Annotated in this window: 22 protein-coding genes and 2 pseudogenes; 13 read left to right on the top strand and 11 right to left on the bottom strand. The window is 65.6% G+C overall.

Annotated features, from left to right (window positions below):
• Positions 1-55: 55 nt before the first annotated feature.
• Positions 56-298: a DUF2171 domain-containing protein gene (locus AB4Z44_RS01300; protein ID WP_404712285.1), complete on the top strand. Its 243-nt coding sequence runs from the start codon at positions 56-58 to the stop codon at positions 296-298.
• A gap of 109 nt (positions 299-407) precedes the next feature.
• Here the strand turns inward: AB4Z44_RS01300 and AB4Z44_RS01295 are convergent.
• Positions 408-2,189 (bottom strand): annotated as a pseudogene (locus AB4Z44_RS01295) (ribonucleoside-diphosphate reductase subunit alpha); the annotation flags it as partial.
• A gap of 671 nt (positions 2,190-2,860) precedes the next feature.
• Between AB4Z44_RS01295 and AB4Z44_RS01290 the strand changes: the two are divergent.
• Both AB4Z44_RS01290 and AB4Z44_RS01285 read left to right on the top strand, forming a co-directional pair.
• Positions 2,861-3,847, top strand: coding sequence for an SMP-30/gluconolactonase/LRE family protein (locus AB4Z44_RS01290; RefSeq protein ID WP_404712284.1), 987 nt, complete (start codon positions 2,861-2,863; stop codon positions 3,845-3,847).
• 31 nt (positions 3,848-3,878) lie between these two features.
• Positions 3,879-4,805: a tyrosine recombinase XerC gene (locus AB4Z44_RS01285; RefSeq protein WP_404712283.1), complete on the top strand. Its 927-nt coding sequence runs from the start codon at positions 3,879-3,881 to the stop codon at positions 4,803-4,805.
• A 41-nt stretch (positions 4,806-4,846) separates the two neighbouring features.
• On the opposite strand, the gene AB4Z44_RS01280 is transcribed toward AB4Z44_RS01285, so the two are convergent.
• A complete protein-coding gene (locus AB4Z44_RS01280) occupies positions 4,847-5,593 on the bottom strand; it encodes a glucose 1-dehydrogenase (RefSeq protein ID WP_404712282.1) in 747 nt (248 codons plus the stop codon).
• Positions 5,594-5,604: 11 nt separating this feature from the next.
• Between AB4Z44_RS01280 and AB4Z44_RS01275 the strand changes: the two genes are divergently transcribed.
• Positions 5,605-6,042, top strand: a complete 438-nt coding sequence (locus tag AB4Z44_RS01275; RefSeq protein ID WP_404712281.1) for an ArsR/SmtB family transcription factor — start codon at positions 5,605-5,607, stop codon at positions 6,040-6,042.
• A 24-nt stretch (positions 6,043-6,066) separates the two neighbouring features.
• Here AB4Z44_RS01275 and AB4Z44_RS01270 read toward each other — a convergent pair whose 3' ends face one another.
• Both AB4Z44_RS01270 and AB4Z44_RS01265 read right to left on the bottom strand, forming a co-directional pair.
• The gene (locus AB4Z44_RS01270) at positions 6,067-6,921 is read right to left on the bottom strand and encodes an alpha/beta fold hydrolase (RefSeq protein ID WP_404712280.1); all 855 of its coding nucleotides are present in this window, start codon (positions 6,919-6,921) and stop codon (positions 6,067-6,069) included.
• A pseudogene (locus AB4Z44_RS01265) lies at positions 6,921-7,534 on the bottom strand (TetR/AcrR family transcriptional regulator). The gene AB4Z44_RS01270 and the pseudogene AB4Z44_RS01265 overlap by 1 nt, the downstream one beginning before the upstream one ends.
• Positions 7,535-7,675: 141 nt before the next feature.
• Here AB4Z44_RS01265 and AB4Z44_RS01260 point away from each other — a divergent pair.
• From AB4Z44_RS01260 to AB4Z44_RS01250, 3 genes are all read left to right on the top strand, one after another.
• Positions 7,676-10,030 carry a TonB-dependent receptor gene (locus AB4Z44_RS01260; RefSeq protein ID WP_404712279.1) on the top strand — a complete coding sequence of 785 codons (2,355 nt, stop codon included), beginning with the start codon at positions 7,676-7,678 and terminating at the stop codon, positions 10,028-10,030.
• A gap of 58 nt (positions 10,031-10,088) precedes the next feature.
• On the top strand, positions 10,089-11,333 hold the full coding sequence (locus AB4Z44_RS01255; RefSeq protein ID WP_404712278.1) for a spinster family MFS transporter: 1,245 nt from the start codon (positions 10,089-10,091) through the stop codon (positions 11,331-11,333).
• Between the two features lie 117 nt (positions 11,334-11,450).
• Positions 11,451-11,756, top strand: a complete 306-nt coding sequence (locus AB4Z44_RS01250) for a hypothetical protein (protein WP_404714321.1) — start codon at positions 11,451-11,453, stop codon at positions 11,754-11,756.
• Positions 11,757-11,794: 38 nt separating this feature from the next.
• Here AB4Z44_RS01250 and AB4Z44_RS01245 read toward each other — a convergent pair whose 3' ends face one another.
• Both AB4Z44_RS01245 and AB4Z44_RS01240 read right to left on the bottom strand, forming a co-directional pair.
• Positions 11,795-12,370 (bottom strand): TMEM175 family protein, encoded by a 576-nt coding sequence (locus tag AB4Z44_RS01245; RefSeq protein ID WP_404712277.1) that lies wholly within the window; start codon positions 12,368-12,370, stop codon positions 11,795-11,797.
• Between the two features lie 76 nt (positions 12,371-12,446).
• Positions 12,447-12,755, bottom strand: a complete 309-nt coding sequence (locus tag AB4Z44_RS01240) for a hypothetical protein (protein ID WP_404712276.1) — start codon at positions 12,753-12,755, stop codon at positions 12,447-12,449.
• Positions 12,756-12,895: 140 nt separating this feature from the next.
• Between AB4Z44_RS01240 and tyrS the strand changes: the two genes are divergently transcribed.
• Complete coding sequence (tyrS, locus tag AB4Z44_RS01235) at positions 12,896-14,128, top strand: tyrosine--tRNA ligase (RefSeq protein WP_404712275.1); 1,233 nt, start codon at positions 12,896-12,898, stop codon at positions 14,126-14,128.
• Between the two features lie 81 nt (positions 14,129-14,209).
• A complete protein-coding gene (locus AB4Z44_RS01230) occupies positions 14,210-14,905 on the top strand; it encodes an EI24 domain-containing protein (protein ID WP_404712274.1) in 696 nt (231 codons plus the stop codon).
• A gap of 35 nt (positions 14,906-14,940) precedes the next feature.
• On the opposite strand, the gene AB4Z44_RS01225 is transcribed toward AB4Z44_RS01230, so the two are convergent.
• From AB4Z44_RS01225 to AB4Z44_RS01210, 4 genes are read right to left on the bottom strand one after another with little or no spacing between them, the layout of a single operon-like run.
• Positions 14,941-15,396 carry a DUF1178 family protein gene (locus AB4Z44_RS01225; protein WP_404712273.1) on the bottom strand — a complete coding sequence of 152 codons (456 nt, stop codon included), beginning with the start codon at positions 15,394-15,396 and terminating at the stop codon, positions 14,941-14,943.
• Positions 15,393-16,223, bottom strand: a complete 831-nt coding sequence (locus tag AB4Z44_RS01220) for a carbon-nitrogen hydrolase family protein (protein ID WP_404712272.1) — start codon at positions 16,221-16,223, stop codon at positions 15,393-15,395. Before AB4Z44_RS01220 ends, AB4Z44_RS01225 begins: the two co-directional genes overlap by 4 nt.
• On the bottom strand, positions 16,223-16,480 hold the full coding sequence (gene grxC / locus AB4Z44_RS01215) for a glutaredoxin 3 (protein WP_404712271.1): 258 nt from the start codon (positions 16,478-16,480) through the stop codon (positions 16,223-16,225). Before grxC ends, AB4Z44_RS01220 begins: the two co-directional genes overlap by 1 nt.
• Before the next feature lie 47 nt (positions 16,481-16,527).
• On the bottom strand, positions 16,528-17,310 hold the full coding sequence (locus tag AB4Z44_RS01210) for a double zinc ribbon domain-containing protein (protein ID WP_404712270.1): 783 nt from the start codon (positions 17,308-17,310) through the stop codon (positions 16,528-16,530).
• A gap of 141 nt (positions 17,311-17,451) precedes the next feature.
• Between AB4Z44_RS01210 and AB4Z44_RS01205 the strand changes: the two genes are divergently transcribed.
• From AB4Z44_RS01205 to AB4Z44_RS01190, 4 genes are all read left to right on the top strand, one after another.
• Complete coding sequence (locus tag AB4Z44_RS01205) at positions 17,452-18,327, top strand: methyltransferase domain-containing protein (RefSeq protein ID WP_404712269.1); 876 nt, start codon at positions 17,452-17,454, stop codon at positions 18,325-18,327.
• 163 nt (positions 18,328-18,490) lie between these two features.
• The gene (locus tag AB4Z44_RS01200) at positions 18,491-21,445 is read left to right on the top strand and encodes a tubulin-like doman-containing protein (protein WP_404712268.1); all 2,955 of its coding nucleotides are present in this window, start codon (positions 18,491-18,493) and stop codon (positions 21,443-21,445) included.
• A 4-nt stretch (positions 21,446-21,449) separates the two neighbouring features.
• Entirely contained in the window at positions 21,450-23,000 is a 1,551-nt protein-coding gene (locus AB4Z44_RS01195; protein ID WP_404712267.1) for a phosphate ABC transporter substrate-binding/OmpA family protein, read from the top strand.
• A 421-nt stretch (positions 23,001-23,421) separates the two neighbouring features.
• Positions 23,422-24,177, top strand: coding sequence for an energy transducer TonB (locus tag AB4Z44_RS01190; RefSeq protein WP_404712266.1), 756 nt, complete (start codon positions 23,422-23,424; stop codon positions 24,175-24,177).
• Between the two features lie 24 nt (positions 24,178-24,201).
• On the opposite strand, the gene AB4Z44_RS01185 is transcribed toward AB4Z44_RS01190, so the two are convergent.
• Positions 24,202-25,338 carry a nucleoside hydrolase gene (locus tag AB4Z44_RS01185; protein WP_404712265.1) on the bottom strand — a complete coding sequence of 379 codons (1,137 nt, stop codon included), beginning with the start codon at positions 25,336-25,338 and terminating at the stop codon, positions 24,202-24,204.
• Positions 25,339-25,507 lie beyond the last annotated feature (169 nt).

Below are 25,507 nucleotides of genomic sequence, written 5' to 3'. Positions count from 1 at the left end.
CTTTCCGCGCGGTCGCGCGTTCGGCCCGCTTACCCCCCAAGGAGGAGACTGTACCATGGCTGACCTGTCCCAGATTACCGAGCATATGGAAGTGATCGGCGCCGACGGCGTTCATGTCGGCACGGTCGATCATGTCGACGGCGATCGCATCAAGCTGACCAAGAAGGATTCGGGCGAAGGCAGTCACGAGGGGCACCACCATTATATTTCGGGTGGCCTGGTGGCCGAGGTCGAGGGCGACAAGGTGCGCCTGAGCGCCAATGCCGACGTGGCCGTGACGTTCGAGGAAGAGGCCTGACATCAACTCCCTCTCCCATCGGGAGAGGGAAGGGGCCCGCCGCCGAAGGCGGTGGGAAGGGTGAGGGCGATAGCGTCCTCACCCTCCCTCTCCCGATGGGAGAGGGAATTTACTGGCAGGCCAGGCACTCGTCATAATCCTTCGCGGCGACCTCGATCTGACGCAGGTCGATCGTGTTGTCCGCCTCGACCCCGCCGGCGAAGCCCGCGCGCTGGATCGATTTCGAGCGAAGGTAATAGAGCGATTTGATGCCGAGCTCCCACGCGCGGAAGTGGAGCATCAGCAAATCCCATTTCTCGACATCGGCCGGGATGAACAGGTTCAGCGAGGCCGACTGGTCGATATAGGGCGTGCGATCGGCGGCGAGCTCGATCAGCCAGCGCTGGTCGATTTCGAACGAGGTCTTGAACACATCCTTTTCCTCCTGCGTGAGGAAATCGAGATGCTGGACCGATCCGCCCTTCTCGAGGATCGTATTCCACACCGCATCGCTGTTCTTCGACTTCGCGATCAGCAGTTTCTCGAGATACGGATTCTTGATCGAGAAGCTGCCCGACAGCGTCTTGTGGGTGTAGATGTTGGCCGGGATCGGCTCGATGCACGCGCTGGTGCCGCCGCAGATGATGCTGATCGACGCGGTCGGCGCGATCGCGGTCTTGCAGCTGAAGCGCTCCATCACGCCCATGTCGGCCGCATCGGGGCAGGGCCCGCGCTCGATCGCGAGCTGCATCGAGGCTTCGTTCACCTGCGCCTGGATGTGCTTGAAGATGCGCATGTTCCAGCTCTTGGCCATGGCGCCTTCGAACGGCAGCCCGCGCGCCTGCAGGAACGAGTGGAAGCCCATCACGCCGAGGCCCACCGAACGCTCGCGCATCGCCGAATAGCGTGCGCGCTCCATGCCGGGCTCGGCGCGCTCGATGAAATCCTCGAGCACGTTGTCGAGGAAGCGCATGACGTCCTCGATGAAGCCCTTCTCGTCCTTCCACTGATCCCACGTCTCGAGGCTCAGCGACGACAGGCAGCAGACCGCGGTGCGCGCCTCGCCATATTGGTCGCGTCCGGTCGGCAGCGTGATCTCCGAGCAGAGGTTCGAGGTCGAGACCTTGAGGCCGGCATCGCGATGATGCTTGGGCATGGCGCGGTTCACCGTATCGCCGAACACGATATAGGGCTCGCCGGTCGCGAGCCGGGTCTCGACCAGCTTCTGGAAGAGCGAGCGCGCATCGACTTCGCCGCGCTTCGATCCATCCTTGGGGGACTTCAGATCGAACGTCTTGCCGTCGCGCACCGCTTCCATGAAATCGTCGGTCAGCAGCACGCCATGGTGCAGGTTGAGCGCCTTGCGGTTGAAATCGCCCGACGGCTTGCGGATTTCGAGGAATTCCTCGATCTCGGGGTGCGAGACGTCGAGATAGACCGCCGCCGAGCCGCGCCGCAGCGAGCCCTGGCTGATCGCGAGCGTCAGGCTGTCCATCACGCGCACGAACGGGATGATGCCGCTGGTCTTGCCGTTGAGGCCGACCGGCTCGCCGATGCCGCGCACCGATCCCCAATAGGTGCCGATGCCGCCGCCGCGCGAGGCCAGCCAGACATTCTCGTTCCAGGTGTCGACGATGCCGTTGAGGCTGTCGTCGACCGAATTCAGGAAGCAGGAGATCGGCAGGCCGCGCCCGGTGCCGCCGTTCGAGAGGACCGGCGTCGCGGGCATGAACCACAGGCGCGAGATATAATCGTAGATGCGCTGCGCATGCGCCTGATCGTCGGCATAGGCCGATGCGACGCGCACGAAGAGATCCTGATAGGTCTCGCCGGGCAGGAGATAGCGATCGTTGAGCGTCTCCTTGCCGAAATCGGTGAGGAGCGCGTCGCGCGAATGATCGACCTCGAGCGGAAACGGCTTGCGCGGGGCCCCCTTGGCCGCCGGGGTCGCGCTCTCGTTCCGGCGCCCCCCACGGTGGCGCGGGCGCTCACGGGATCGAGAAGGGTGGCCATATCGTTCGTTCCTGTATCGACGCTGCTGCTACCAGAAAGGTCCATTACCCGTCCCCTGTTCTCTTTTCGTTCGCAAGGGATCGAGTCAATCCCTGAACGTTACGCCTGTCGGTTCCGGGGGCAAGGACTGAGAGCGCACGAAGCCGTTCCACCCCCATGTTCCACAGGGCGGGCGACTCCGGAAACGATATGGTGATCGCCCCGGTGAATCTCAATCTAGTGCCAGGCCCCCAGGCGCCGGCACAACAGATAGTGTCACCACCGATTTCCTGGCACAAGCGGTTTAATTATTCCGGTCGCTGAAATGTAGGATTGACGCGCTTGAAAGAGTCACTTTTCCGCGTGGTCATCGGCACGGCTTGAACGACAGATCCGGGCCCATAAAACCGTCGCCCCTGCGCAGGCAGGGGCCCACGTCTCGCCAAACGAAAAGGTGTCAAAAATTGGTAAAGACATGGGCCCCTGCCTGCGCAGGGGCGACGGATCATGGTTTTGCTGGGACGGGCGTCCCGGCGCGTCTATGGCAGGCTGATGAAGGCGCGCGAAGCGCCGCGGGACAGGAGCAGGTGGATGCGGGGAATCGCCTCATTGGGCGTCGCACTGGGGCTGGCGCAGGCCACCCTCGCAGCTCCGACTCCGATCATGGGGGTGTGGGGACCCGAGGATCTCGAACGCATCCCTGGCACCCCCTTGGTGATCGTCAGCCAATATTATGCGCTGCGCGACAACGTGAAGGGCGATCTCGCCTTGCTCGACACCACCACCGACAGGATCGCGCCGCTGCCGATCAAGGCAGCGCTTGAAAAAGGCTGGGGCGATGCCGCCTGCACTGCACCGCCGAGCCATATCGGCCCGCACGGCATCCATCTGTCGAAGCGTGCCGACGGGCGGTGGCAATTGCTGGTGGTGAACCATCAGGAGCGCGAATCGATCGAGCTGCTCGAGGTCGACCAAGGCGGCCGCTCGCTCACCTGGCGCGGCTGCGTACCCTCGACCGAGGTCTTCAACGATGTCGCCGCCCTCCCCGGCGGCGGCTTCATCGCGACCGTGCCGACCGCGCACGGCCAGCCCGAGAAGATCGACGGCACGCCGGCCGGCTTCCTGATGGAATGGCATCCGGGCGGGAAGCTGCGCCGGCTGCCGGGGAGCGACGCGGCGTTCAACAACGGCGTCCAGGTCAGCCCCGACGGCAAGACCGTCTATTTCGACGCGTGGACGACCAGCGAGATCGTCCGCTACGATCGCGCGAGCCAGCGCATCACCGCGCGCGTCAAAGCCGGTTTCATGCCCGACAATCTCTCGGTTGCCGCGGACGGCACCTATCTCGCGACCGGGATCGACAAGCTGATCGGCCGCACCTGCGTCACGCTCGACAAGCAATGCTCGTCGAGCTTCACCGTCGGCCGCTTCGATCCGCGCACGATGACCGTGACCCCGCTCTATCATGGCGCGGCGGGCGAGATGGCGGGCGCCTCGATCGGGCTGCAGGTGGGCAAGAATCTCTACATGGGCAGCTTCACCGGCGCGCGGATCCTCAAGGTGCCGATGCCCCAATGACGTTACGGTCCGCGCTTGCTATGGCGGGCGCATGTCCGCGCCGCTGACCCTCGACAGCCATCCGGCGTTCCAGTTGAGCGCCGAGTGGGAAGCGCATCTGCGGCGCGATCGGCGCCGTTCCGAACACACGTTGCGCGCTTATGGCGCGACGGCACGGCGGCTGATCGTCTTTCTCGGGCAGCATCGCGCCGGGCCGATCGACGGCGCCGAACTCGCCACGATCGACGCCGCCGAATTGCGCGCCTTCCTGGCCGCGCGGCGCGGGGACGGGATCGGCAATGCGTCGGCCGCGCGCGAATTGTCCGCGGTGCGCGGGTTTCTCGCCTTCATCGCGAAGGCCGAGGGAACGGGAGCCCCGCCACGCATGCGCGGTCCGCGGGTGAAGCGCGGCATGCCGCGCCCGGTCGCGCCGTCCGAAGCGATCGCGATCGCCGACGATGCCGAGGACGAAGCGCGCGAACCCTGGATCGGGCTGCGCGACAAGGCAGTGCTGCTTCTGCTCTACGGCGCCGGCCTGCGCGTCGGCGAGGCGATGGCGCTGACCGGCGCGGTCCTGCCGCTCGGCGATACGCTCGTGGTCACCGGCAAACGGGCGAAGACGCGGGTCGTGCCGCTGCTGGCGCCGGTGCGCGAGGCGATCGAGCTCTATATCGCAGCCAGCCCGTGGGGGGTGTCGCGCGCCTTGCCGCTGTTCCGCGGCGCCAAGGGTGGCCCGCTCTCGGCGGATATCGTCCGCCGCGCGGTTCGCGGCGCCCGGGCACGGCTGGGATTGGGGGAGCGCACGACGCCCCATGCCTTGCGCCACAGCTTCGCGACCCATCTGCTCGGGCGCGGCGCGGATCTGCGATTGCTGCAGGAGTTGCTGGGCCATGCCAGCCTGTCGTCGACCCAGGTCTATACCGGCGTCGATACCGCGCACCTGCTGGACGTGTACCGCAACGCGCATCCGCGGGCCTGACATGAGGATCCTCCCCATGCCTGGCATGGGGAGGATTGAGATTACCGCAGGCCGCCGCTGGCGGTCAGCTTCTCGCCGGTCAACCAGCGCGCATCGTCCGACGCCAGGAACACCGCGATCGTCGCGATGTCGTCGGGCTGGCCGGTGCGGCCGAGCGGGGTCTGGGCGACGATCGCGCTTTCGAAATCCGATCCGCTGATGCCGGCGGCGTGCGTGCCTTCGGTCTCGATGACGCCCGGGTTGATCGCGTTGACGCGGATCTTGCGCGGGCCGAGCTCGTTCGCGAGCACGCCGGTGATGGCATCCACGGCCCCCTTGGTGCCCGAATAGATCGCCGTCTGCTCCGGAAACAGGCTGGTCACCGCCGACGAGATGTTGATCACGCTGGCGCCCTCGCCGAGATGCGGGACGCCCGCCTTGGTGGCGAGCAGCAGGCCGAGCACGTTGACGTCGAACATCTTGCGATAGAGCTCCTCGCTCGTCGCCTCGATCGGCGCGAATTCGTAGACGCCCGAATTGTTGACGAGGATGTCGAGCCGGCCGAATTCGTTGACCGCCGCATCGATCAGCCCCTGGGCCTGATCGGCCTTGGACACGTCGGCCTTCACCGCGATCGCCTTGCCGCCGGCAGCGGCGATCGTTTCGACCAGCGCGTCGGCGCCGGCCTTGCTCGATGCGTAATTGACGACGACCGCGGCGCCTTCGGCGGCGAGCGCCTTGGCGATGCCGGCGCCGATGCCCTTCGATGCGCCGGTGACGACGGCGACCTTGCCTGCGAGTTTCGACATGATCCTGATCCTTGATCTGCTGGGGACGGCGGCCGGGATGGCCGCCTTGTCCCATAGTTCAGGAAAATGGAACTATTGAACTCCAGTTCAAGACCCCCTACTTCAAAAAAATCATGCGGCCCCTGTTTCACCCTTCGATCGACGATGTGCGGCCCGGCGCGGTGCTCCATGCGCTGTCCGATCCGGTGCGCGCGGCGATCTTTGCGGATATCGCCGGGGCCGGCTGCGCGCAGACCTGCCAGGCGTTCGCCAGCATGGGCGATCGGGTGATTCCGAAATCGTCGCTGTCGCAGCATTTCAAGGTGCTGCGGGAAGCGGGGCTGATCCGGTCCGAGCGGCAGGGCGTGGAGATGCGGAACACATCGCGCTGTGCCGAGGTGGATGAACGTTTCCCCGGGCTCATCCCAGCCATTTTGGGCGCTTACGTAAAGGACAGACAACCCGCCTAGCGATCCGCCCGGAAGGACGGGGATTCAGGGGACGCTATCGAGGAACGCCTCCAGCGCCGCCAATGCTTCGGGCTCATCCAGCATCGGCGCATGGCCCACGCCCGGCACCAGCCGCAACGCCGCCCCGGCATGCCCGCCGATCATCTTCGCCGCCACGTCCGCGGCAAGCAGATCCGATTCGCCGCCCCGCAACAGCAATATCGGCCGCCCCCCTGCCAGCGCGTCCCACCGCTCCCACGGGTCGACCGCCAGCGGCGCATCGGCGAATGGCTTCGAGATGTCGGGATCGTAATCCGGCGCGACCCGTCCATCGCGCTCGCGGAACAGCCGTCGCGCCATCTTTTCCCAATCGGCCTGCCCATAATGCGGCAAGGCGTGGCCGTTCTGCCAGCGCACATAGGCCACCGCATCGGCCCAATTCTTCACGTCGGGCTTCTGGCCGACATAGGACCCAATCCGCATCAACCCGGCCGGGGCCAACACCGGGCCGACATCGTTGATGACGGCGCCCGCGATCAGATCGGGCCGCATGGCCGCCAGTTCCATCGTGATCAGCCCGCCCATCGATGTGCCGACGAAGATCGCGTGCGCGATCCCGAGCGCCTCCATCAGCCGGGCGATATCGTCGGCATAGGTGGGCAAACGATAATCCGCCCTCGGATCCCAATCCGACAGCCCGCGCCCGCGCACATCGACCGCCAGCACCGCCCGCTGGCGCGCGGCGAGCCATGGCGCGAGCGCCTCGAAATCCCTGGCGTTGCGGGTCAGGCCGTGCAGGCAGATCACCGGCAGGCGCGCGCGCCCGTCGGCGGCGCTGTAATGGCGCGCATGCAGGGCCAGTCCGTCGGCGGCTTGCCAATATCGATCGCGGTAGGGCATCAATCCTCGCGTGGGCTCATGCCATGGGCGATCAGGTCTCCGCAAACCCGCGCCACCTCGGCCGGATCGACATCCTGCCCCCACACCCCGTACCGCATCCCCAGAAACACGTTCATCCCCATGATCGCCCAGGCCCGGATCTCCGCATCGCCGGGGGTGATTTCCCCCGCCCCGCCGCCGCGTCCAGCCGCGCCGCGATGCGCGTCGCGGTGTTGGTATAATGCGCACGATAGCTGGCCGGATCGACGAACTCGGCCTCGTCGATGATGCGGTATATCTCCTTGTGGAGCCGCGCGAATTCGATGAAGGCCTGCTGTCCCGTGCGCTCGGCGGCAAGCTGATCCGCCTGGCCGGCGATGCGCGGCGCCACGAAATCGCGCACCTGATCGGATAGATCGCGCACGAGCGCGGTGAAGATCGCCTCCTTGCTGTCGAAATAGGTATAGAAGCTGCCGATCGCGACACCCGCACGCTGGGTGATGCGGCTGATCCCGGCCTCGTGGAAGCCCTTCTCGCCGAATTCCTCCGCCGCGGCATCGAGCAATGCGCGCAACGTGCGCCGTCCGCGCGCCGTCTTCGGCGGACGCGCGGCGCTAGCCTCTGCGCCCGTCACGGCCGCCGGCTGCGCCCCTTCCTTTTCATCCTCGCCCAGCAATATTCACTTTCCTATTTGAATACTGGTTCAGGTTTCAGTATAACCTGTCCCAACCAAGCGCAAGCGCCGCACAGGCACTGCCTATCAGGAGAGGACGAAATGGGCGTCATTGGATTTTCGCGTCGGCAGGCTTTCGCGGCAGGTGCCAGCCTGATCGCCCTGACGAGCCCCGCCGTGGCCCAGGATGCCACGCCCGCCCCCGCCGCCCAGGCAGATGCCGCGCCGGACACGTCGGGCCAGGAGATCGTCGTCACCGCCCGCCGGCGCGAGGAGACGTTGCTGACCGTGCCGGTCGCGGTCACGGCGTATTCGGGCGAGAAGCTCGCCCGCACGGGATCGATCGACCTCACCGATATCCAGACGACCACGCCCAACACCACGCTCAAGGCCGCGCGCGGCACCAATTCCACCTTGGCCGCCTTCATCCGCGGCGTCGGCCAGCAGGATCCGGTGCCGGGGTTCGAGGCGGGCGTCGGCATCTACCTCGACGACGTCTATCTCAACCGTCCGCAGGCGGCCGTGCTCGACATCTACGATGTCGACCGGATCGAGGTGCTGCGCGGGCCGCAGGGCACGCTCTATGGCCGCAACACGATCGGCGGCGCGGTCAAATATGTCACCAAGCGGCTGCCCGACCATTTCGAACTCGATCTGCGCGGCACCTATGGCTCCTATAACGAGGCCGACGGCGTCGTCAGTGCATCGGCGCCGCTGGGCGAATTGTTCAAGATCGGGGCGTCGGTGGCGCGGCTGTCGCACGACGGGTTCGGTAAGAACCTCAATCTCAACATCGACAATTACAACAAGGATGTGTGGGCCGGGCGCGGCACGCTGGAGTTCGAATTGCCCGACAAGCGGCTCTTCGTGCGCATCACCGGCGACTATAGCGACGACAAGTCGAACCCGCGCAACGGCCATCGCCTGATCCCCGGCCTGGTATCGGGAACGCCGGTGCTGTCGAACGTCTATGACACGCAGGCCGGGCTCAACAATCCGCAGAACCGGGTCAAGGGCGGCGGCCTCTCGATGTCGATCTCGGCCGATCTGACCGACCATGTCACGCTGCGCAGCATCAGCGCGTACCGCAAGGATACGTCGCATACCCCGATCGATTTCGACGCGCTGCCCGCCGCCGACGTCGACGTGCCGGCGATCTATCGCAACAACCAGACCAGCCAGGAATTCCAGCTGCTCTACAAGAGCAGCCGGCTGAACGGCATCGTCGGCTATTATTATCTGGCGGCCGAGGCGAGCACCGCGTTCGGCGTGTTGCTCTCGACCACCCTGCCCGGGCTCGACGCCTTCACCTCGGGCGACGTGAAGACCAACACATCGTCGGTTTACGGCGACTTCACTTACGACATCACCGACCAGTTGAGCCTGTCGGTGGGCGGCCGCTATACGTGGGACAAGCGCAACTCGACGATCTTCAAGGCGAATTATATCGGCCTGACCCCCGATTTCGGCGGCAACCCGATCCCGTTCGGCAATCCCGCGACCAATTTCCAGGGCGGCGCCGAATTCAAGAAATTCACCCCGCGCGCCTCGCTCTCCTACAAGATCACGCCCGATCACATGGTCTACGCCTCCTTCTCGGAGGGCTTCAAGGGCGGCGGCTTCGATCCGCGCGGTTCGGGCGCGTCGGCCCCCGACACCAATGGCGACGGGGTGCGCAGCTACCAGGAGATCTACAACTATCTCCGCTTCAAGCCCGAGACGGTGAAGAGCTACGAGATCGGCTGGAAGGGCGCGTTGCTCGATCACCGGCTGACCTTCGCTGCCGACGGCTTCTACGCCGATTATAACGACGTGCAGATTCCGGGCTCGGTCGGCGCGGTGGTCAATGGCGTGCCGACCTTCATCGGCATCACCACCAACGCCGCCAAGGCGCATATCAAGGGTGCCGAGCTCGAGACCAACGCGATCCTGTCGCGCGGCTTCGCCGGTGCGGGATCGAACATCTATCTGAACGGGACGCTCGGTTACATCGACGCGAAGTACAAGAAGTTCATCGGGCCGACGGGCACCGACGTCTCGGCCGTCCGCACCTTCCAGAACACGCCCAAATGGACCGTCTCGGGCACGCTCGGCGCGGCACTTCCGGCCGGCTCCGGCATCATCAATGCCTCGACCACGGTCTCCTATCGCAGCCTGACCCACCAGTTCGAAACGGCGAGCCCGTTCCTCGATCAGCCGGGCTATACCTTGCTGGACGCCAACCTGGTCTACACCTTCGCCGACAACCGTTACTCGATCGGCGTCCACGGCAAGAATCTGACCAACAAGCATTACAAGACCGCAGGCTACCAATATATCGCCTCGACCGTCGCCGGCGTTCCGATCCTCAATGCGCAGGGCGGCTATACGCCGACCCTCGGCAAGGAAGGGGTGGCGACGGCGTTCTACGGCAATCCGCGGCAGGTGCTGGCCACGTTCACGGCGAAGTTCCGGTAATCCGCTTCCCGTCATGCTGGACGTGTTTCAGCATGACGGGGGCATTGGGGGAAACGAGATGACCACGCAGACCCCCGCCCGCAAAGCGTTCGTGCTGGCGATGCTGCTCATCGTCTACACGTTCAACTTCATCGACCGGCAGATCCTCGGCATCCTCGCCGCTTCGATCAAGAGCGATCTGGCGCTGACCGATACCCAGCTCGGGCTGCTCGGCGGGCTGGCGCTGGCGATCCTGTATTCGACCTTCGGAGTGCCGCTCGGCTGGCTCGCCGACCGCACCCGCCGATCATGGGTGATCACCGCCAGCCTTGCCGTGTGGAGCGGCTTCACCGCGCTGAGCGGCATGGCGACGGGGTTCGTCCAGCTCTTCCTCTGCCGGCTCGGCGTCGGCTTCGGCGAAGCGGGCGGGGTCGCGCCCTCCTATGCCTTGATCGGCGAGACCTTCCCGCCGCACCAGCGGGCACGCGCCCTGGCCGTCTATTCGCTCGGCATCCCGCTCGGATCGGGGCTCGGCGTGTTGTTCGGGGGCTATGTCGCCGCTCTCGTCGACTGGCGCGCGGCCTTCCTGGCGGTGGGGCTGGCCGGGCTCGTCTTCGCGCCGGTCTTCGCACTCGCCGTGCGCGATCCGGTGCGGCCCCGCACCGAACGCAGCGCCGTCGCCAGCTTCGGCACGGTCGCACGCATCCTTTTCCCCAAGCGCAGCTTCTGGCTGCTGTCCCTGGGCGCGGCGTCGAGTTCGATGCTGGGCTATGGGCTGGCGTTCTGGCTGCCGTCGCTGATGCGGCGGTCCTTCGCGCTGGACCTGCTGGCAACCTCCCGCTTCTTCGGCGCGCTGTTCCTGATCGGGGGCGTCGTCGGCGTGCTGGCCGGCGGCTGGCTCGGCGATCGCCTGGGCAGCCGGAGCCGCGCCGCCTACGCCCGCCTGCCCGCTTTGGCATTCCTGACCGCGGTACCCTTGTTCGCCGCCGGCGTGGTCGCCAACTCCGCCCCCCTTGCCTTCATCCTGTTCCTCATCCCGCAGGGGCTCGCTTATATCTGGCTCGGCCCGGTACTGACCGCGGTCCAGCACCTCGTCCCCGCCCCGATGCGCGCGACGGCTTCGGCCAGCTTCCTGCTGATCAACAATCTGATCGGCGTCGGCTTCGGCTCGCTGTTCATCGGCGCACTATCGGACCGGCTGACACCGGGCTTCGGGAGCGAGGCGCTGCGTTTTGCGATCCTGATTGCGCTCGGATTCTATCTCCTGGCGGCCTTGCTGATGACGCTCGCGGGGCGGCATCTGGCCACGGAGTGGGTGGACTGACGCGAAGCCGCCATATCGGGCGCGTAGGCTGAACGTCGGCTCAATCTTGTGTTGAAAAAGCTTGCTGCGACGCACAAGAGTCTTGGCGAGAGGAAATAGCCGATGCAAAGCACGGAGATGGAAGCAAGCCGAATCCTCCTCGAAGCCATCGCCCTGAAGCAGTGCGTGCAGGCCACCTACAATCGCATGGTCGTGAAACTCGCGCCGCATATCCTCTACACCCGCCACGGCGAGCTCTATGTCGATGCGGTAACGGTGGAGCGGGACGGCAAGCCGCCCAAGGAAACCAAGCTCGGCACGTTCAAGCTGGCCGGGCTGCAGGTGCCGAGCATCGTCCCGCGCAATTTCACGGTCGAGTCGCTCTTCAACCCGTCGGACGCGAAATATGCCGGCGTGACCCTGTTCGCCGTCGAGACGAAGTAAGACCTGGCGCGCTCTCCCCGCGGGAAGAGCGCGCTATCTCACGCCGTCAGCTCCCGTTCGATCCGCCGATCCGGAATCAGCCACAGCACCGCGATCGCGACGTAGAAAATATCCGACACCCATGCCGCGACGAACGCGATCGGGATGGCCGCGAAATACATCGTCAGGCTGATCTTGCCCTTGATGTCGCCGCCGACCGCGTGTGCCACCGCCGATCCCGGCCCGTTCACCGCGATGATGCGCGCCTGCGTCCAGATATAGCCGATCGCGGCCATGCCGAAGATCAGGCCGTAAGCCGCGGTCGGCATCGCCGCGAAGCTCGATTCGTCGAGCCATCGGATCACCCACGGCGCGAGGCTCAGCCAGAACAGCATGAAGAGATTGGCCCACAGCACGCTGCCGTCGATCCTGTCGGTCGCGTGCAGCATGTGGTGATGGTTGTTCCAGTAGATGCCGACGTTCGCGAAGCTCAGCGCGTAAGCGAGCAGGATCGGCGCACTGGCCCGCAGCGATGCCAGATCATGGCCATGCGGCACGGGCAGCTCGAGCACGGCGATGGTGATGATGATCGCCACCACGCCATCGGTGAAGGCCTCGAGCCGTCCTGCTTTCATGATCCTGTCGTCCCCGCCGTTGATCCGTCCGATCTTTGCGGGCGCTTGACCGGTGAGGCAATCGCTTTCGCGCTCGTCAGCGCGCCGACCAGTCCTGGGCCTCGACCGCTTCCGCCCGATGCGTGCGCCGGTCGACCAGACACAGCATCGTGCCCTTCGCGCCTTTCATGAAGCGCTGCTTGTAGGTGCCACGCACCAGCCAGGCGTCGCGCAATACCGCATCGCTGAAGATGATCGGGCCCGACGCGGTGGCCCCCTTGAGATCGGCGGCCTTGATGCAGGCGGCGCGGCCGGCGGCGGCGGAAGCCTTCCAGCTCGCGGACGAGGAGGCGGTGGCGGCGGTGGCGATCAAAGCCAGTGGTAGGACAAGTGAGAGCGATTTCATTTGGTGCGCCTTTCGGGTGTGTTTTGACGGATCAACGGCTTTGCCCGCTTGTGGTGCCCCGATCGTCGCGCGGGAATGACGGGTTCCGCGAAACGCCAACAGTTTGCCGCAGGCCGCCGCCATGCTAACGGCGCGCCGCCATGACCGAATTCCAGTCCGATTTGCTCCGCTCGCTCTCCGCTCGCGGTTACATCCACCAGGTGACCGACCCGGCGGCGCTCGACGCGCTCGCGACCAAGCAGATCATCCCCGGCTATATCGGCTTCGACGCGACCGCGCCCTCGCTCCACGTCGGCAATCTCGTCTCGGTGATGCTGCTGCGCCGCCTCCAGCAGGCCGGGCACAAGCCGATCGTCGTGATGGGCGGAGGCACCACCAAGATCGGCGATCCGTCGGGCAAGGACGAGGCGCGCAAGCTGCTCGACAATGACGGCATCAACGCCAACATCGCGCAGATCCGCCGCATCTTCGAACGGCTGCTCAAGTTCGGCGACGGGCCGACCGACGCGATCATGGTCAATAATGCCGATTGGCTCGACCGGCTCGAATATATCCCGTTCCTGCGCGATGTGGGGCGGCACTTCACGATCAACCGCATGCTGACCTTCGACAGCGTCAAGCTGCGGCTTGAGCGCGAGCAGCCGCTGACCTTCCTCGAATTCAACTACATGATCCTGCAGGCCTACGATTTCCTCGAGCTGTCGCGCCGGGTCGGCTGCCGGCTCCAGCTCGGCGGATCGGACCAGTGGGGCAATATCGTCAACGGGATCGAGCTCGGCCGCCGCATCGACGGTGCCGATCTGTTCGGCGTCACCACCCCGCTGATCACCAAATCGGACGGATCGAAGATGGGCAAGTCGGTCTCGGGCGCGGTGTGGCTGCACGAGGATCAGCTGCCGCACTTCGATTACTGGCAGTTCTGGCGCAACACCGACGATCGCGACGTCGGCAAATTCCTGCGCCTGTTCACCGACGTCTCATTGGACGAGATCGCCCGGCTGGAAGCGCTGGAAGGCGCCGAGATCAACCACGCCAAGGTGGTGCTCGCGACCGAGGCGACCCGGCTGGTGCGCGGCGGCGAAGCGGCGTTGGCGGCGCAGACCACCGCCGAGCAGACCTTCGCCGGCGGCGGCGCGGGCGAGAGCCTGCCCCGCCTGCGCATCGACGAGGGCCAGATCGGCATCGTCCAGGCGCTGACCGTGCTGGGCTTCGCCGGATCGAACGGCGAGGCGCGGCGCAAGATCGCCGAAGGCGCGGTGCGGCTCAACGACATCCCGATCAAGGACGAGCGTTATGAGATCATCCTCGATCAGGATGCGCCGGTGAAGATCAGCCTCGGCAAGAAGCGCCACGGATTGCTCGAACGGGGCTGAGCCCGGCTCGTCGCAAATGATGCTGTCCGGTGGGTTTCGGCCTGCCGGGGAACTCCTTTGCGGCCCATTGGTAGACCGCTGGTGTTCCGTATATTCACCCTCGCGATCGGCGATCTGGCCGATCCGCGCATCATCACCATCCTGCTGCGATCATTGATCGTCACCCTGCTGATCTTCGCCGGCCTAGGGCTGGGGATCGCCTGGCTGCTCGACGGAACCGATCCGTGCGGCTGGATCGGCGCGGTCGAATCCTGTTCGTTCGGACTGTCGACGAGCGGGCTCGGCGCTCTGGTGCTGACCGCGCTGGCGATCTGGCTGCTCTTCCCGGCCATCGCGCTGGGGGTGATATCGGGTTATTCGGACCGGATCGTGGCCGTCGTCGAGGCGCGGCACTATCCGGCGGCGCTGGCGACGGCGCGTCCGATCGGACTGGCGGGCGGGGCGTGGCTGGGCCTCCGATCGAGCGCGCGGCTGATCCTCTACAATCTGGTGGCGCTGCCGATCTACCTGCTCCTGCTGCTGACCGGGGTTGGGACCCTGATCGCCTTCCTGCTCGTCAACGGCCTCGCCGTCGGGCGCGATTTCGGCGAGATGGTGGCCACGCGCCACACCGATCGCACAGCGCGGCTGGCGTGGTTAAAGGCGACGCGCGGCGATCGGGCTTTGATCGGGATTGCCGTCGCCGCGATATTCCTGGTGCCGGTCGCAAACCTGCTGGCGCCGGTGATCGGCGCCGCGATGACCGCGCATCTGTTTCATCGGAGGCGGCAAGATTGATGCCGGCGGCCCTATCTCCGCAGGGGCGACGGCTATTAGTGGCTCACCTCGGGCGGCACGATCGGCAGCGGCAGCGGCGCGACCGGAATCCCTTCCTCGATCAGCGCCTTCGCTTCCTCGCGCGTGGCCTGGCCGTGGATCGGGCGCTGGACCGCGTCGCCATCGTGCATCGCGCGCGCTTCGTCGGCGAAGCGGGTGCCGACATGCTCCGATCCCTCGAGCGCCTTCGCCTGCGCGCGCGCCAGTTCGGCCAGCAACGTCTTCATCTGCGCCGGTGTCGGCGTTCCGCCCTGCATCGGCACGGGTGCCGCGGATCGCATATTGCCCTTGGGCGCGACATTGGGTGCCATCACCGCCTTGGCCACCTTGCTCGCGCCGCAGATCGGGCACGTGACAAGGCCGCGCGCGCGCTGGCCTTCATAATCGTCGGTCGAGCCGAACCACGCCTCGAACACATGCCCGCCGTCGCACGACAGATCGAATACGATCATCGCGCGACCTCGACCGCGCCGAGCGCGCGGCGGTGCGCCAGCACCGGAATACGGCCGCGCGCCTCATCGATCTTCGCCGGATCGATCTCGGCATAACCCAGCCCGGTTTCTTCGCCCATATCGAGCAGCACGTCGCCCCACGGATCGATCACCAGACTGTGGCCGAACGTATCGCGCCCGTCGGCATGATGCCCGACCTGCGCCGCCGCGATCACGAAGGCGGCGGATTCGATCGCGCGTGCCCGCTGCAGCACATGCCAGTGCGCGCGTCCCGTGGGCACCGTGAACGCTGCGGGAATCGCGAGCATCGTCGCGCCCGCATCGCTCAGCGCGAAATAGAGATCGGGGAAGCGCAGATCGTAGCAGACCGACAGGCCCAGCCGTCCCCAGGGCGTATCGACCGCAACCACCCGATCGCCCGGCACATAGCTGTTCGATTCACGCCAACTCTCGCCGGTCGGCAGATCGACATCGAACAGATGGATCTTGTCGTACCGCGCGCGGATGTCGCCGGTATCGTCGATCACGAAGCCGCGATTGGCATAGGGTGCGGTGCCGCGATCGGCCTTCACCGCGAGCGAGCCGATATGGACCCACAGGCCCGCCTTCGCCGCCGCCTCGCGCGTGGCTGCCAGCACGACGTCGTCGGCTTCGGCGACGATGCTGCCCGCCGCGCGCGCCTTGTCGCGATCGAGCAGGTTGCTCATCTCGGGGGTGAACAGCATGTCGGCGCCCTCGCCCGCCGCGCGCTCGACCGCCTCGACCATGTTACGCGCACTCAGCAGCGGATCGATGCCGGTGCTGGATTGAAGGATCGCCGCGCGCATCAGCCCGCCAGCAACGGATCGAGCTTGCCGGCGCGTTCGAGCGCGGCGAGATCGTCCGATCCGCCGATATGCGCGCCGTTGATGAAGATCTGCGGCACGGTGGTGCGGCCATTGGCGCGGCCGAGCATCTCGACGCGCTTCGGCCCACCCAGCGAGATATCATATTCCTCGACCTCGACCCCCTTCTCACCCAGCAGGCGCATCGCCCGGGTGCAGTAGGGGCAGAACATCTTCGTATAGACTTCGACCTTGGCCATCACTCGCTCCAACCAATTGTCCGATCTGTGGTCGGCACCGCGCCATGTCAACGCGCCTCATCGTCATTGCGCACCACGCGTGCCCAGCAGAGGATCGTGACGCGGGTCGCGCCGGCGCGCTTGAGCACCCGCGCGCAGGCGCGCGCGGTCGCGCCCGAGGTGAAGACATCGTCGACCAGCACGACCGATCGCCCCTTCACCCGGGCACGGCTGTCCTTCGATAGCGCGAACGCGCCCTGCACCGCCCGATCGCGCGCGAGCCGGCCGAGCCCGCGCAGCACCGGCGTCGCACGTTTGCGCTCGATCAGGTCGAGCGCCAGTTCGCCCGCCCCCTCCCGTACCAGCGCCCGCGCGATCAAGGCCGCCTGATTGTAGCCCCGCGTCCAGATGCGGCGGCGGTGGAGCGGCACCGGAACGACCAGGGCACCCTCCAGCGCTCCACCCGCCACGCGCCGGATATGCCGCGCCATCGTCACCGCGATCCCCGGCCGCCGCCCATATTTGAGCTTGAGCGCGAGCGCACGCGCGATCGGGCCATAAGCGACCGCGGCCTTCACCCGATCGAACGGCGGCGGATCGGCGAGGCAGGCGCCGCAGCGCGCATCGTCATGGAAGGCGAGCGCCAGCGGCTCGGCACAGACCGAACAGGCCGGCCCGCCGAGGAAATCGAGCGACTGCCAGCAGGCGAGGCAGAAGCTGTGATCGGCTTGCACGACCGTGCCGCAGCCGGGGCAACGCGGCGGGAGGGCGAAGGCGACGATCGGCGCAAACGCGCGGCGGAGCGCCCGGCCAACCTTGCGGAACCCGTCATGCTGAACTCGTTTCAGCATCCACCAAGCCACTTGCGCCGACAGTGCGGAACGCCCGGTGGCCCCTGACACAAGTGCAGGGTGACGATCGGTTTCAGGCGATGTCGTGGCCTCCCCCATCCACCCCTTGTCCCGCGCGCGATCAGAAGGCACAAGCCCGCCGTGTCCGTTCCCGAAATTTTCGACCGCGCGCTCCGTCGCCTGCGCCGCGACCGCGCCGAGCCCGGCTTCGCCGACCATGCCTTCCTGCGCGACGCGATCGTCGACGGCTTGCTCGATCGCCTCTCGATCGTCACCCGCCCGTTCGCGCGCGCGCTCGATCTCGGCTGCGCGGATGGATCGCTCACGCGGGCCTTGCAGGCACGCGGGATCGAAATGGTGGCGTGCGATGCCGGCGCGCGCTTCGCCGCCGCGGCCGGGGGCGTGCAGGCCGATGAGGACGCCCTCCCCTTCGAGCCTGCCAGCTTCGATCTGATCGTCTCGGCCGGCGCGCTCGACGCGGTCAACGACCTGCCCGGCGCGCTGATCCAGTGCCGCCGCGCGCTCAGGCCCGACGGCCTGTTCCTCGCTGGCTTCGTCGGCGCGGGCAGCCTGCCCAAGCTACGCGCCGCCGTCTCCGCCGCCGACGAGGCGATGGGCGGCGCCGTCCCCGCGCGCTTCCACCCGGCGGTCGACGTGCGCTCCTCGGGCGACCTGCTCGCCCGCGCCGGCTTCGTCCTGACCGTTGCCGACGCCGAGCCGCTCGATGTCGGCTACGCTCATGTCTTCCGCCTGATCTCGGATTTGCGCGGCATGGCCGCCACCAACCAGCTCGCCCACCAAGGCCCACCCCGCTTCGGCCGCGCGCGAACGGCGGCGCTGGCCGATGCCTTCGCCAACCAGGCCGACGCGGACGGCCGCGTACGCGAGCATTTCGAACTGGTCTTCATGACCGGCTGGGCACCGGGGCCCGATCAACCGCAGCCGGCGCGGCGCGGATCGGCGAAGACCTCGCTGGCACAGGCGCTGCGCGATACGGGCGCTAATTCGTCCGATTGATACTCGCATAGTTTCAGGATGATCGCCTGGCCGTTCCGAATAGTCACAGGATGAGAAAGACGTCAGCAGCGCCCGACCCTGCTCCGACGCGCAACTTTCACGACTTTGTCATTTAACTGTCACGATTCGCCCCGAAGAGATGTTTAGGGGGGAATGTCGGCACATGAATCACGTCATCGTCGGTCTGGGTGGTACGGGCGGCAAGGCCATTCGTGCGCTGCGCAAGCTGATCTACGCTGAATTCCGCAGCGAAAGCGCGCCCGACGCGAGCATCGCTTACCTCTACGTCAATTCCTCACGCGAGATGATGGCGCCCGACGATCCGAGCTGGAAAATTCTCGGCACCTCGGTCCAGCTTCCCGTCGCCAGCCAGTTGACCATCACCGGTGAGGATCTGCAGGCCCGGCTTGCCAACATCCAGACCTATCCCGGGCTCAAGGATTGGATCGGGGATCGCCAGACATGGGGCGATATCCTGGGATCGGTCGTGGGCGCGGCCCTGGGCGGGCAGAAGCGGCGGCTTGGCCGCTTCCTGTTCGCGTGCAAGATCGACGAGTTCAAGCGATCGCTCCAGTCGCTGGTGCGCAATCTTCAGGCCAATGGCCAGACCGATCTTACCTTCCACATCGTCGCGGGTCTCGCCGGCGGCACCGGCTCGGGGTCTATCATCGACACCGTCGCGCAGGTCCGTGCGATGTACAGCAATCCGGAACGCCACCGGATCGTCCCCTATCTGCTCCTGCCCGATCAGTTTCCGCCGCCCAATTGGGACACGGGTAACTATCACGCCAACGGCTTTTCGGCGCTGACCGAACTGAACGCACTTTCGACCGGCGCCTATGCACCGATCGACGTGGGGTCGGGCAATCGCCTCGCGCTCAAGGATGCGTTCAACGGCGCCTATGTTTTCGGCAACGAAAACGAAAATGGTTATCAGGCCGATATCGATAAGGAACTGCCGGGAGTCCTGGCCGAATTCCTGTTCCAGAAGATCGTCGTCGCGGGCCAGGTCGGCTGGCGCTCGCTCGAACGTGCGGAAAATGCCGAAAATGGTGACGGCACGCCCGAAACCATGCCGGGTTCGCGCATCGGTGAACGATCGAAGCGCTTCCTGAGCTTCGGGATCAAGCGCATCGCGATCCCCGAGGAGGAGATCAAGGAATATCTCAGTCTCAACTTCGCCCAGCAATCGATCCAGCAACTGCGCCACAACAATTGGCAGGACACGCTCGGCTTCGTTGACCAGCCACGCAATATCGACGTGGCGAGCTTCGTGCGTCAGGCCGATACGCTTGGACGCTGGGCCCTGACCGACGATTATCTCACCTTGTCCGTCCCAATTCTCCCCGGCGACGATGTCCTCAAGAAGTGGAGGCCGATCACCGGCGAATGGGAAAATGTCGTCCCCACCTTCAAATCCATGGCGCGCGAGGGTGCCTCGGCGGGCTGGGCCGACGAACTAGCGAAGCTGATGCAGAAGCGCTTCGACGAGGGCTTCCGCAATGCCGGTGTCGTGGCTTTCTATCGGACGAAAGCGATGGCGCGACGCGACATGGCGCGCGAGGTGCGCGGTCGCGTGGAACGCGAATTGTTCGACGATTGGCGCACCGGCGCACGATCCGCCGCCGAGATCAGCCGCGTCCTGGCCGCCCTGGCCGACGCGCTCAACGAGCGCTCGCTCGCCGTCGATGGCACGCTCGCCAGCCTTGCGGCCGAGATCGAGGGCACGCGCGACCAGATCGGCATCGTACACCGACGCTGGTCCGAACTTGGGCTGTTACGCAAGATTACGGGGAGCCGCGACACATTGCTCGACGCGCTCGCGATCAACCTCCAGGAGCTTCATGTCCGCCAGACCCGGGTCGAGGCATGGACCTTCGCCAAGCCGCTGCTGGCCGAAATCAGCACCGAAATCGCCGATCTCAAGGCGACCGTCGACCATGTCGTATCGACAACGCAGGAGGCGCTGCGACGCGTTTCGAGCGGGATCGACGAGCGGCTGAAGTCCGCCGATGGCGACGTAAAGGGCCATCTGATCCGCTTTTACGATCCCGAGCTGGTCCGGCGCGTGACCAAGACACTTGCCCATGACGAGGCCGAACAACGAACGCAGACGGCGAAGATGCGCGCCAGCCTGATCGAAGCGATCGGCCCCAACCCGACCTTCACCTCCTTTGCCGCACGCCTGACGTTGGGCGAGCTGATCGATCGGATCGAAGCGACGTCGGAGGCCAATGCCGAGATTGCGCACAACACGATCGTCACCGAAGCGAAGGATCGCATTCTGGGCGTATCGATCCTGACCAAGCTGCGCGAACGTTATGGCAATGATGCCGTCGCCTTGCGGACCTACATCAGCAAGCTGGTGGCCGAAGCCGGCTGCTTCGTCACGATCAACGCGCTCGAGAAGAATCGCGCCGGGCCGGGTATCCCCACCGGCGCGCAGACATTGGTCGAGAAATATGTCGTCATTCTGCCCAAGGCGCCCGATCAGGCCGCCTTCGTCGAACAGCTCAAGAGCGCATTCCGCGACGCCCAGCCCGGCGATCTGGAGTTCATCGAAAGCGACGATCGCGCCAACCAGATCACGATGATTGCGATCAAGAACCTGTTTCCGCTCCGTTACCTGCGGATCCTGCCCTTCCTGGCCGAGCGTTATGCCGCGCGGATCGCCGCCAACCCAGTGCGTTACTCGCTGGAATTGCATACCGAGGGCAGCCTCGAAACCTATCCGCCGCTGTTCGTGAAATCGGGTGACGAACTGCGGCGCGAGGCGACGGCCTATTTGCTGCTCGCGCAGGCCTTCGGCGCCGTACGGGCCGGGTCCAACGGCCTGCAATTGCTCAGCAAGGATGCCGACGGCTTCGACAATGTCCCGCAGACACTCGGCGCCAATCTGTTCGCGGCTGCCGACGCGGTCGATTTCACGACGCTCGATACGCTGAAGCGCACCGTCGACGAGGGCATGGCCAAAGCAGCGGACAAGGCGGGTCTCGAAGCTTCGGTGAAACAGGCGGTCGAGGATGCCAAGCCCTTGGTGAACGGCGACGTGGGGGATCCCCGCTATCGCGCGCTCGTCGAGGCGGGCCGCGCCGCGCTCAAGATGATCAGGGGATAATCGAATGGCCGATCGTGTGGGCCGGTGTGTCAACATCGGGAATTGCAGCCTGGCGGACAAACGTCAGCCGATCATCGTCCAGCCGGGCACCGATTTCATCTGCCCCGAATGCGGCAAGGGGTTGATCACCGCGCTGGGCGCATCCGGATCGTCGGGCGGCACGCAGCGCAACCTGCTGATGGTCGGCGGGAGCGTTCTGGCGCTCGCCATCGTCGGCGGGGCACTGCTCGGGCTGAAATCCTGCTCGCGCACGCCCGGCTCGATCACCGTCGCCCTGCCGGCGATCGTAAGCAGTGGCGGCACCGAGCCGATGCTACGCATCGGCGGATCGAATACGATCGGCGACAAGCTTGCACCGGCGCTGGCTGCAGCATGGCTGAAAACGCTGGGCTGCACCTCCACGACGACGACGGTGCCGGCCAAGGACGAGAGCGTCATATCGTGCGAGGCCGACGGCAAGACCTTGTCCGTCTCGATCAGCGCCAAGGGGACGGAGACCGGGTTCTCCGGCCTGGCGTCGGGCGCGTTCGACATCGCCATGGCGTCCGATCGGATCGATCCCGCCCAGGCGGCTTCGCTCGCCGCGCTCGGGGACATGACCGCGCCGGCTTCCGAGCATGTGATCGCGTTCGACGGCGTCGCCATCGTGGTCAATCCGGGCAATCCGGTTCGCAAATTGTCGCTGGATCAGGCGGCAGGATTGTTTTCGGGCGTGATCGGCGATTGGGCCCAGGTGGGCGGAACACCGGGCCATGTGCAGGTCTACGCGCGCGACGAGAAATCGGGGACCTGGAAATTCTTCAAGCGTTCGATCCTCGACAGTCATGGCGCGACACTGGCGAACGATGCCAAAAGGTTCGAATCCGGCACCGATCTGGGCAGCGCGGTGCTGAGCGATCCCGGCGGCATCGGTTTCGTCGGTTTCAATTCGATCGCCTCGGCACGGCCGGTTGCCCTTGCCGCGGCCGGCGCGCAGTCGCTCGTCCCCAACCGCTTCTCGATCGCGACCGAGGATTATGCCCTGTCACGGCAACTCTATCTCTACACGGCGGCCGCGCCGAAGCGCCCGAACGTGTTACGCTTCCTGGCCTTCGTCGCATCGCCGGCCGGACAGGCCGTCGTAGAAGCCACCGGTTTCGTGCCGCGAACGGTCAAGCAGGAAACGATGGGCGCACAGGATGGGGCGCCTGCGCGCTATACCCAGCTTACGAACGGAGCCCTGCGGCTGACCTCGACCTTCCGCTTCGACAGCGGCAAATCCAGCTTCAACACCCGATCGCTGAGCGAACCGGAACTGGTCGAACAGTTCCTCACCGACAACCATATCGCACCTGACAAATTGATGCTGTTCGGCTTTGCCGACAGCCGCGGGGGCGAGGCGCTCAATCTCAGGCTTTCGCAGGACCGTGCGAACTATGTCCGCGAGGCGCTGGCCACGCGGGGATTGACGCCCGGCATCGTCGAAGGCTTCGGCACCGCACTTCCCGTGGCCGACAATGTCACGACCGTGGGCCAACAGAAGAACCGGCGCGTCGAAGTCTGGATCAAGCGCTAGCGGCGTACACCAGGCGCGATCGGCAAAGACCACCAACCGTTACACAGCGCTAACCGGGCCGTGTCAATTTTGAAATGCAACATATTTTATCGATCGGCACGACGCGGATGTATTCGTTGAAAACTTCGAGTGAAGTTCGCGGATTGCATTAACACGTGCATAACTCACTTTTCTTATACTTGGATACGCTTGCAAGTTGATACTTGCGGTTTGATCGCAATTTATTGAGTTCGGCTTACCAGCACGTCGGCATATCTTCATGATATTCTTTTGGGGATCAAGGCCCCTGCCGGTCTCGTCGCCACGACCGTGTTCGATATCACCGGCCGGTGAATATGCAGATCACCGCGCTCTATGCACCGCCGCCGTCGGGCGAGCCGGTACCATTGGTGGTCACCTCACCCTATCCGGATTTCGGCGAATGGAATTGCCGGGCTCCGGCGATCCTGCCAGTGATGGCATGTCCTCAGGACGATCAAATCCGTATCATCTGCGCGAAATGACGGGAGAAAAATACGTGGTGGCAAGAACAGGATTTCTGCTTCCCCTGCTCTGCTTCGCAGGAACGGCACCCGCTCTTGCACAGAACCCGGCGCCCGCCTTTCCGGCGGCAACCGCCGATCAGGCGGCAGCCCTCTACGATCTATGCACAGGCGGTGGACTGGCCCAGCTCACGCGGCCCGATCCCGCCATCAAGGATTATTACCGTCTCGCCAATATCACAGATGCCCAGGCCCGGGACGCGCTGGACGAGCGATGCGACGCGCAGCGGCAAATATGGATCCAGAAGGGCGCGGACGCAGCCAGGCTCGCCGGGCGGGACGCCACTCTTATGCGCGCCCTCGCTGCGCGGCGAGCAGAAATGACGAAGACCCTCGAAGCCATTCATGCACCCGGCCCGCGCCCCGCGGTGACCCTCCGCGAATTTCGCCTGCGTGGCGATGATTATCCTCCGCAGGCCCAGCGCGAAGCGCAGCAGGGCGCCTCGGTCGTGACCTATATGATCGGCACCGATGGCAGGATCGCGGATTGCAAAGCAACCGGCGCAACCGACCTGCTCAATCAGACGAGTTGCAATATCGTATCCCGGCGCAGCCTTTTTGCGCCAGCGCTGGACATGGCCGGGCAGCCTGTAAGCGAGCAACGGACAACGACGATCCATTGGTCCATTCACTGATCGGCCGTCGGGACGGTCGCCCATTCATGCGCCGGCCTGGATAATCCTCCGCACGATTATTTGTCGATAAGCTCGAACGAACTTCGCCCTTACCCGCGCCTCGTCAACGCCCACAACCACCCGCACGTCGCGTTCGCCCAGATGCGGCCCCTTGCCCGCGGCCCAGGTCAGGAGCGCGCCGTAACTGGCGCCCGGCATCAGATCGACGTCCATGGCCAGGCGCGTCTGGCGGGTGGCGATCGACGGGTCCAGCCACACCGCCACCGCCGTCTCGTCCCACAGCGGATAGCCGGGCTGGCTCATCTTCGCGACATAACGTGCCACCGGCTTCCCGGATTTGGTCGCCTGCGCCAGCAGGCCGGCGTCGGCGAGGTTCTGGCGGCTGGCGTCGTTGGTCACCAGGGTCAGTTGGCGCCACGGCGAGGTGAAGACGATCCGCGTCGCCTCCGGGTCCCAGAAATGGTTGATCGACATGCGCGGGGCGTAGATCGCCTGCATGGCGAACTGGTCGGCCGGTCGGTCGATCTCGGGCGGCAGCAGAATGCCGCCTTCCGAAATGAGCTCCTGCACGCGCCCGGCGAAACCGTCGTCCAGCCGCTGCGCGAGCCCGATATTCGTGAGCGGGCCCAACGCCAGGATCGTGACCTGACCCGGATATTTGCGCGTCATGTCGATCATGAACTGCGCCGCGGACCGGGGATCGGGCTTGATGGAGGGCATGCCCTCGTCCAGCGGCGGGACGACGTCCGGCGCGTGGGTCTCACGCCGCTTGATCGTGTTGTAGCTCGGCCAGCTCTCCATCCACGCGCCCTTGTAGGGCATGGGGCTATAAGCGGCCTCGCGCAGCTTGTTGCGCGCTTGCGTGTTGACCAGCGGATAGATCGCGCCCTGCGCCACCGGGATGTCGGTGCGTCCGACCAACTCGAGCATCCGCAGCGTCTGCGCCGTCTCCTCCGGCGCCCAGCCATCGCCGGACTCGGTGGTGATGCCGAGCACCTCGACCGAAGGGTCCTGCAGCAGCATCAGGATCGACTGGAGATTGACCGCCTCGAACGCATCCTGGTCGATGATGACCTTGCGGCGTTCGGCAGCGTCCGCGGGCGGCGCGCCGAAGCTCGCCAACGCGGCCATGAACGAGAGCAAGGTGCACAGCCGTCGCATAGGATCGAAGCCCCCCAAGAGCGGTGCGCACTATCGGCGGCGGCAGCGCCTCTTGTCTAGGCCGTAGACGGATGAACCCGCAGCCACAGCCAAATCGAGGCGGGCTGGGCCATGGTGAGGAACGAGGTCGCGCGCGGCTTATCGACGCTGGATCAGGATCGGCGCCGAT

Origin of the sequence: Sphingomonas sp. MMS24-J13 (assembly GCF_044905095.1) — a bacterium.
Lineage (GTDB): Bacteria > Pseudomonadota > Alphaproteobacteria > Sphingomonadales > Sphingomonadaceae > Sphingomonas_I.
This window is presented reverse-complemented; position numbering and strand designations above follow the sequence as displayed.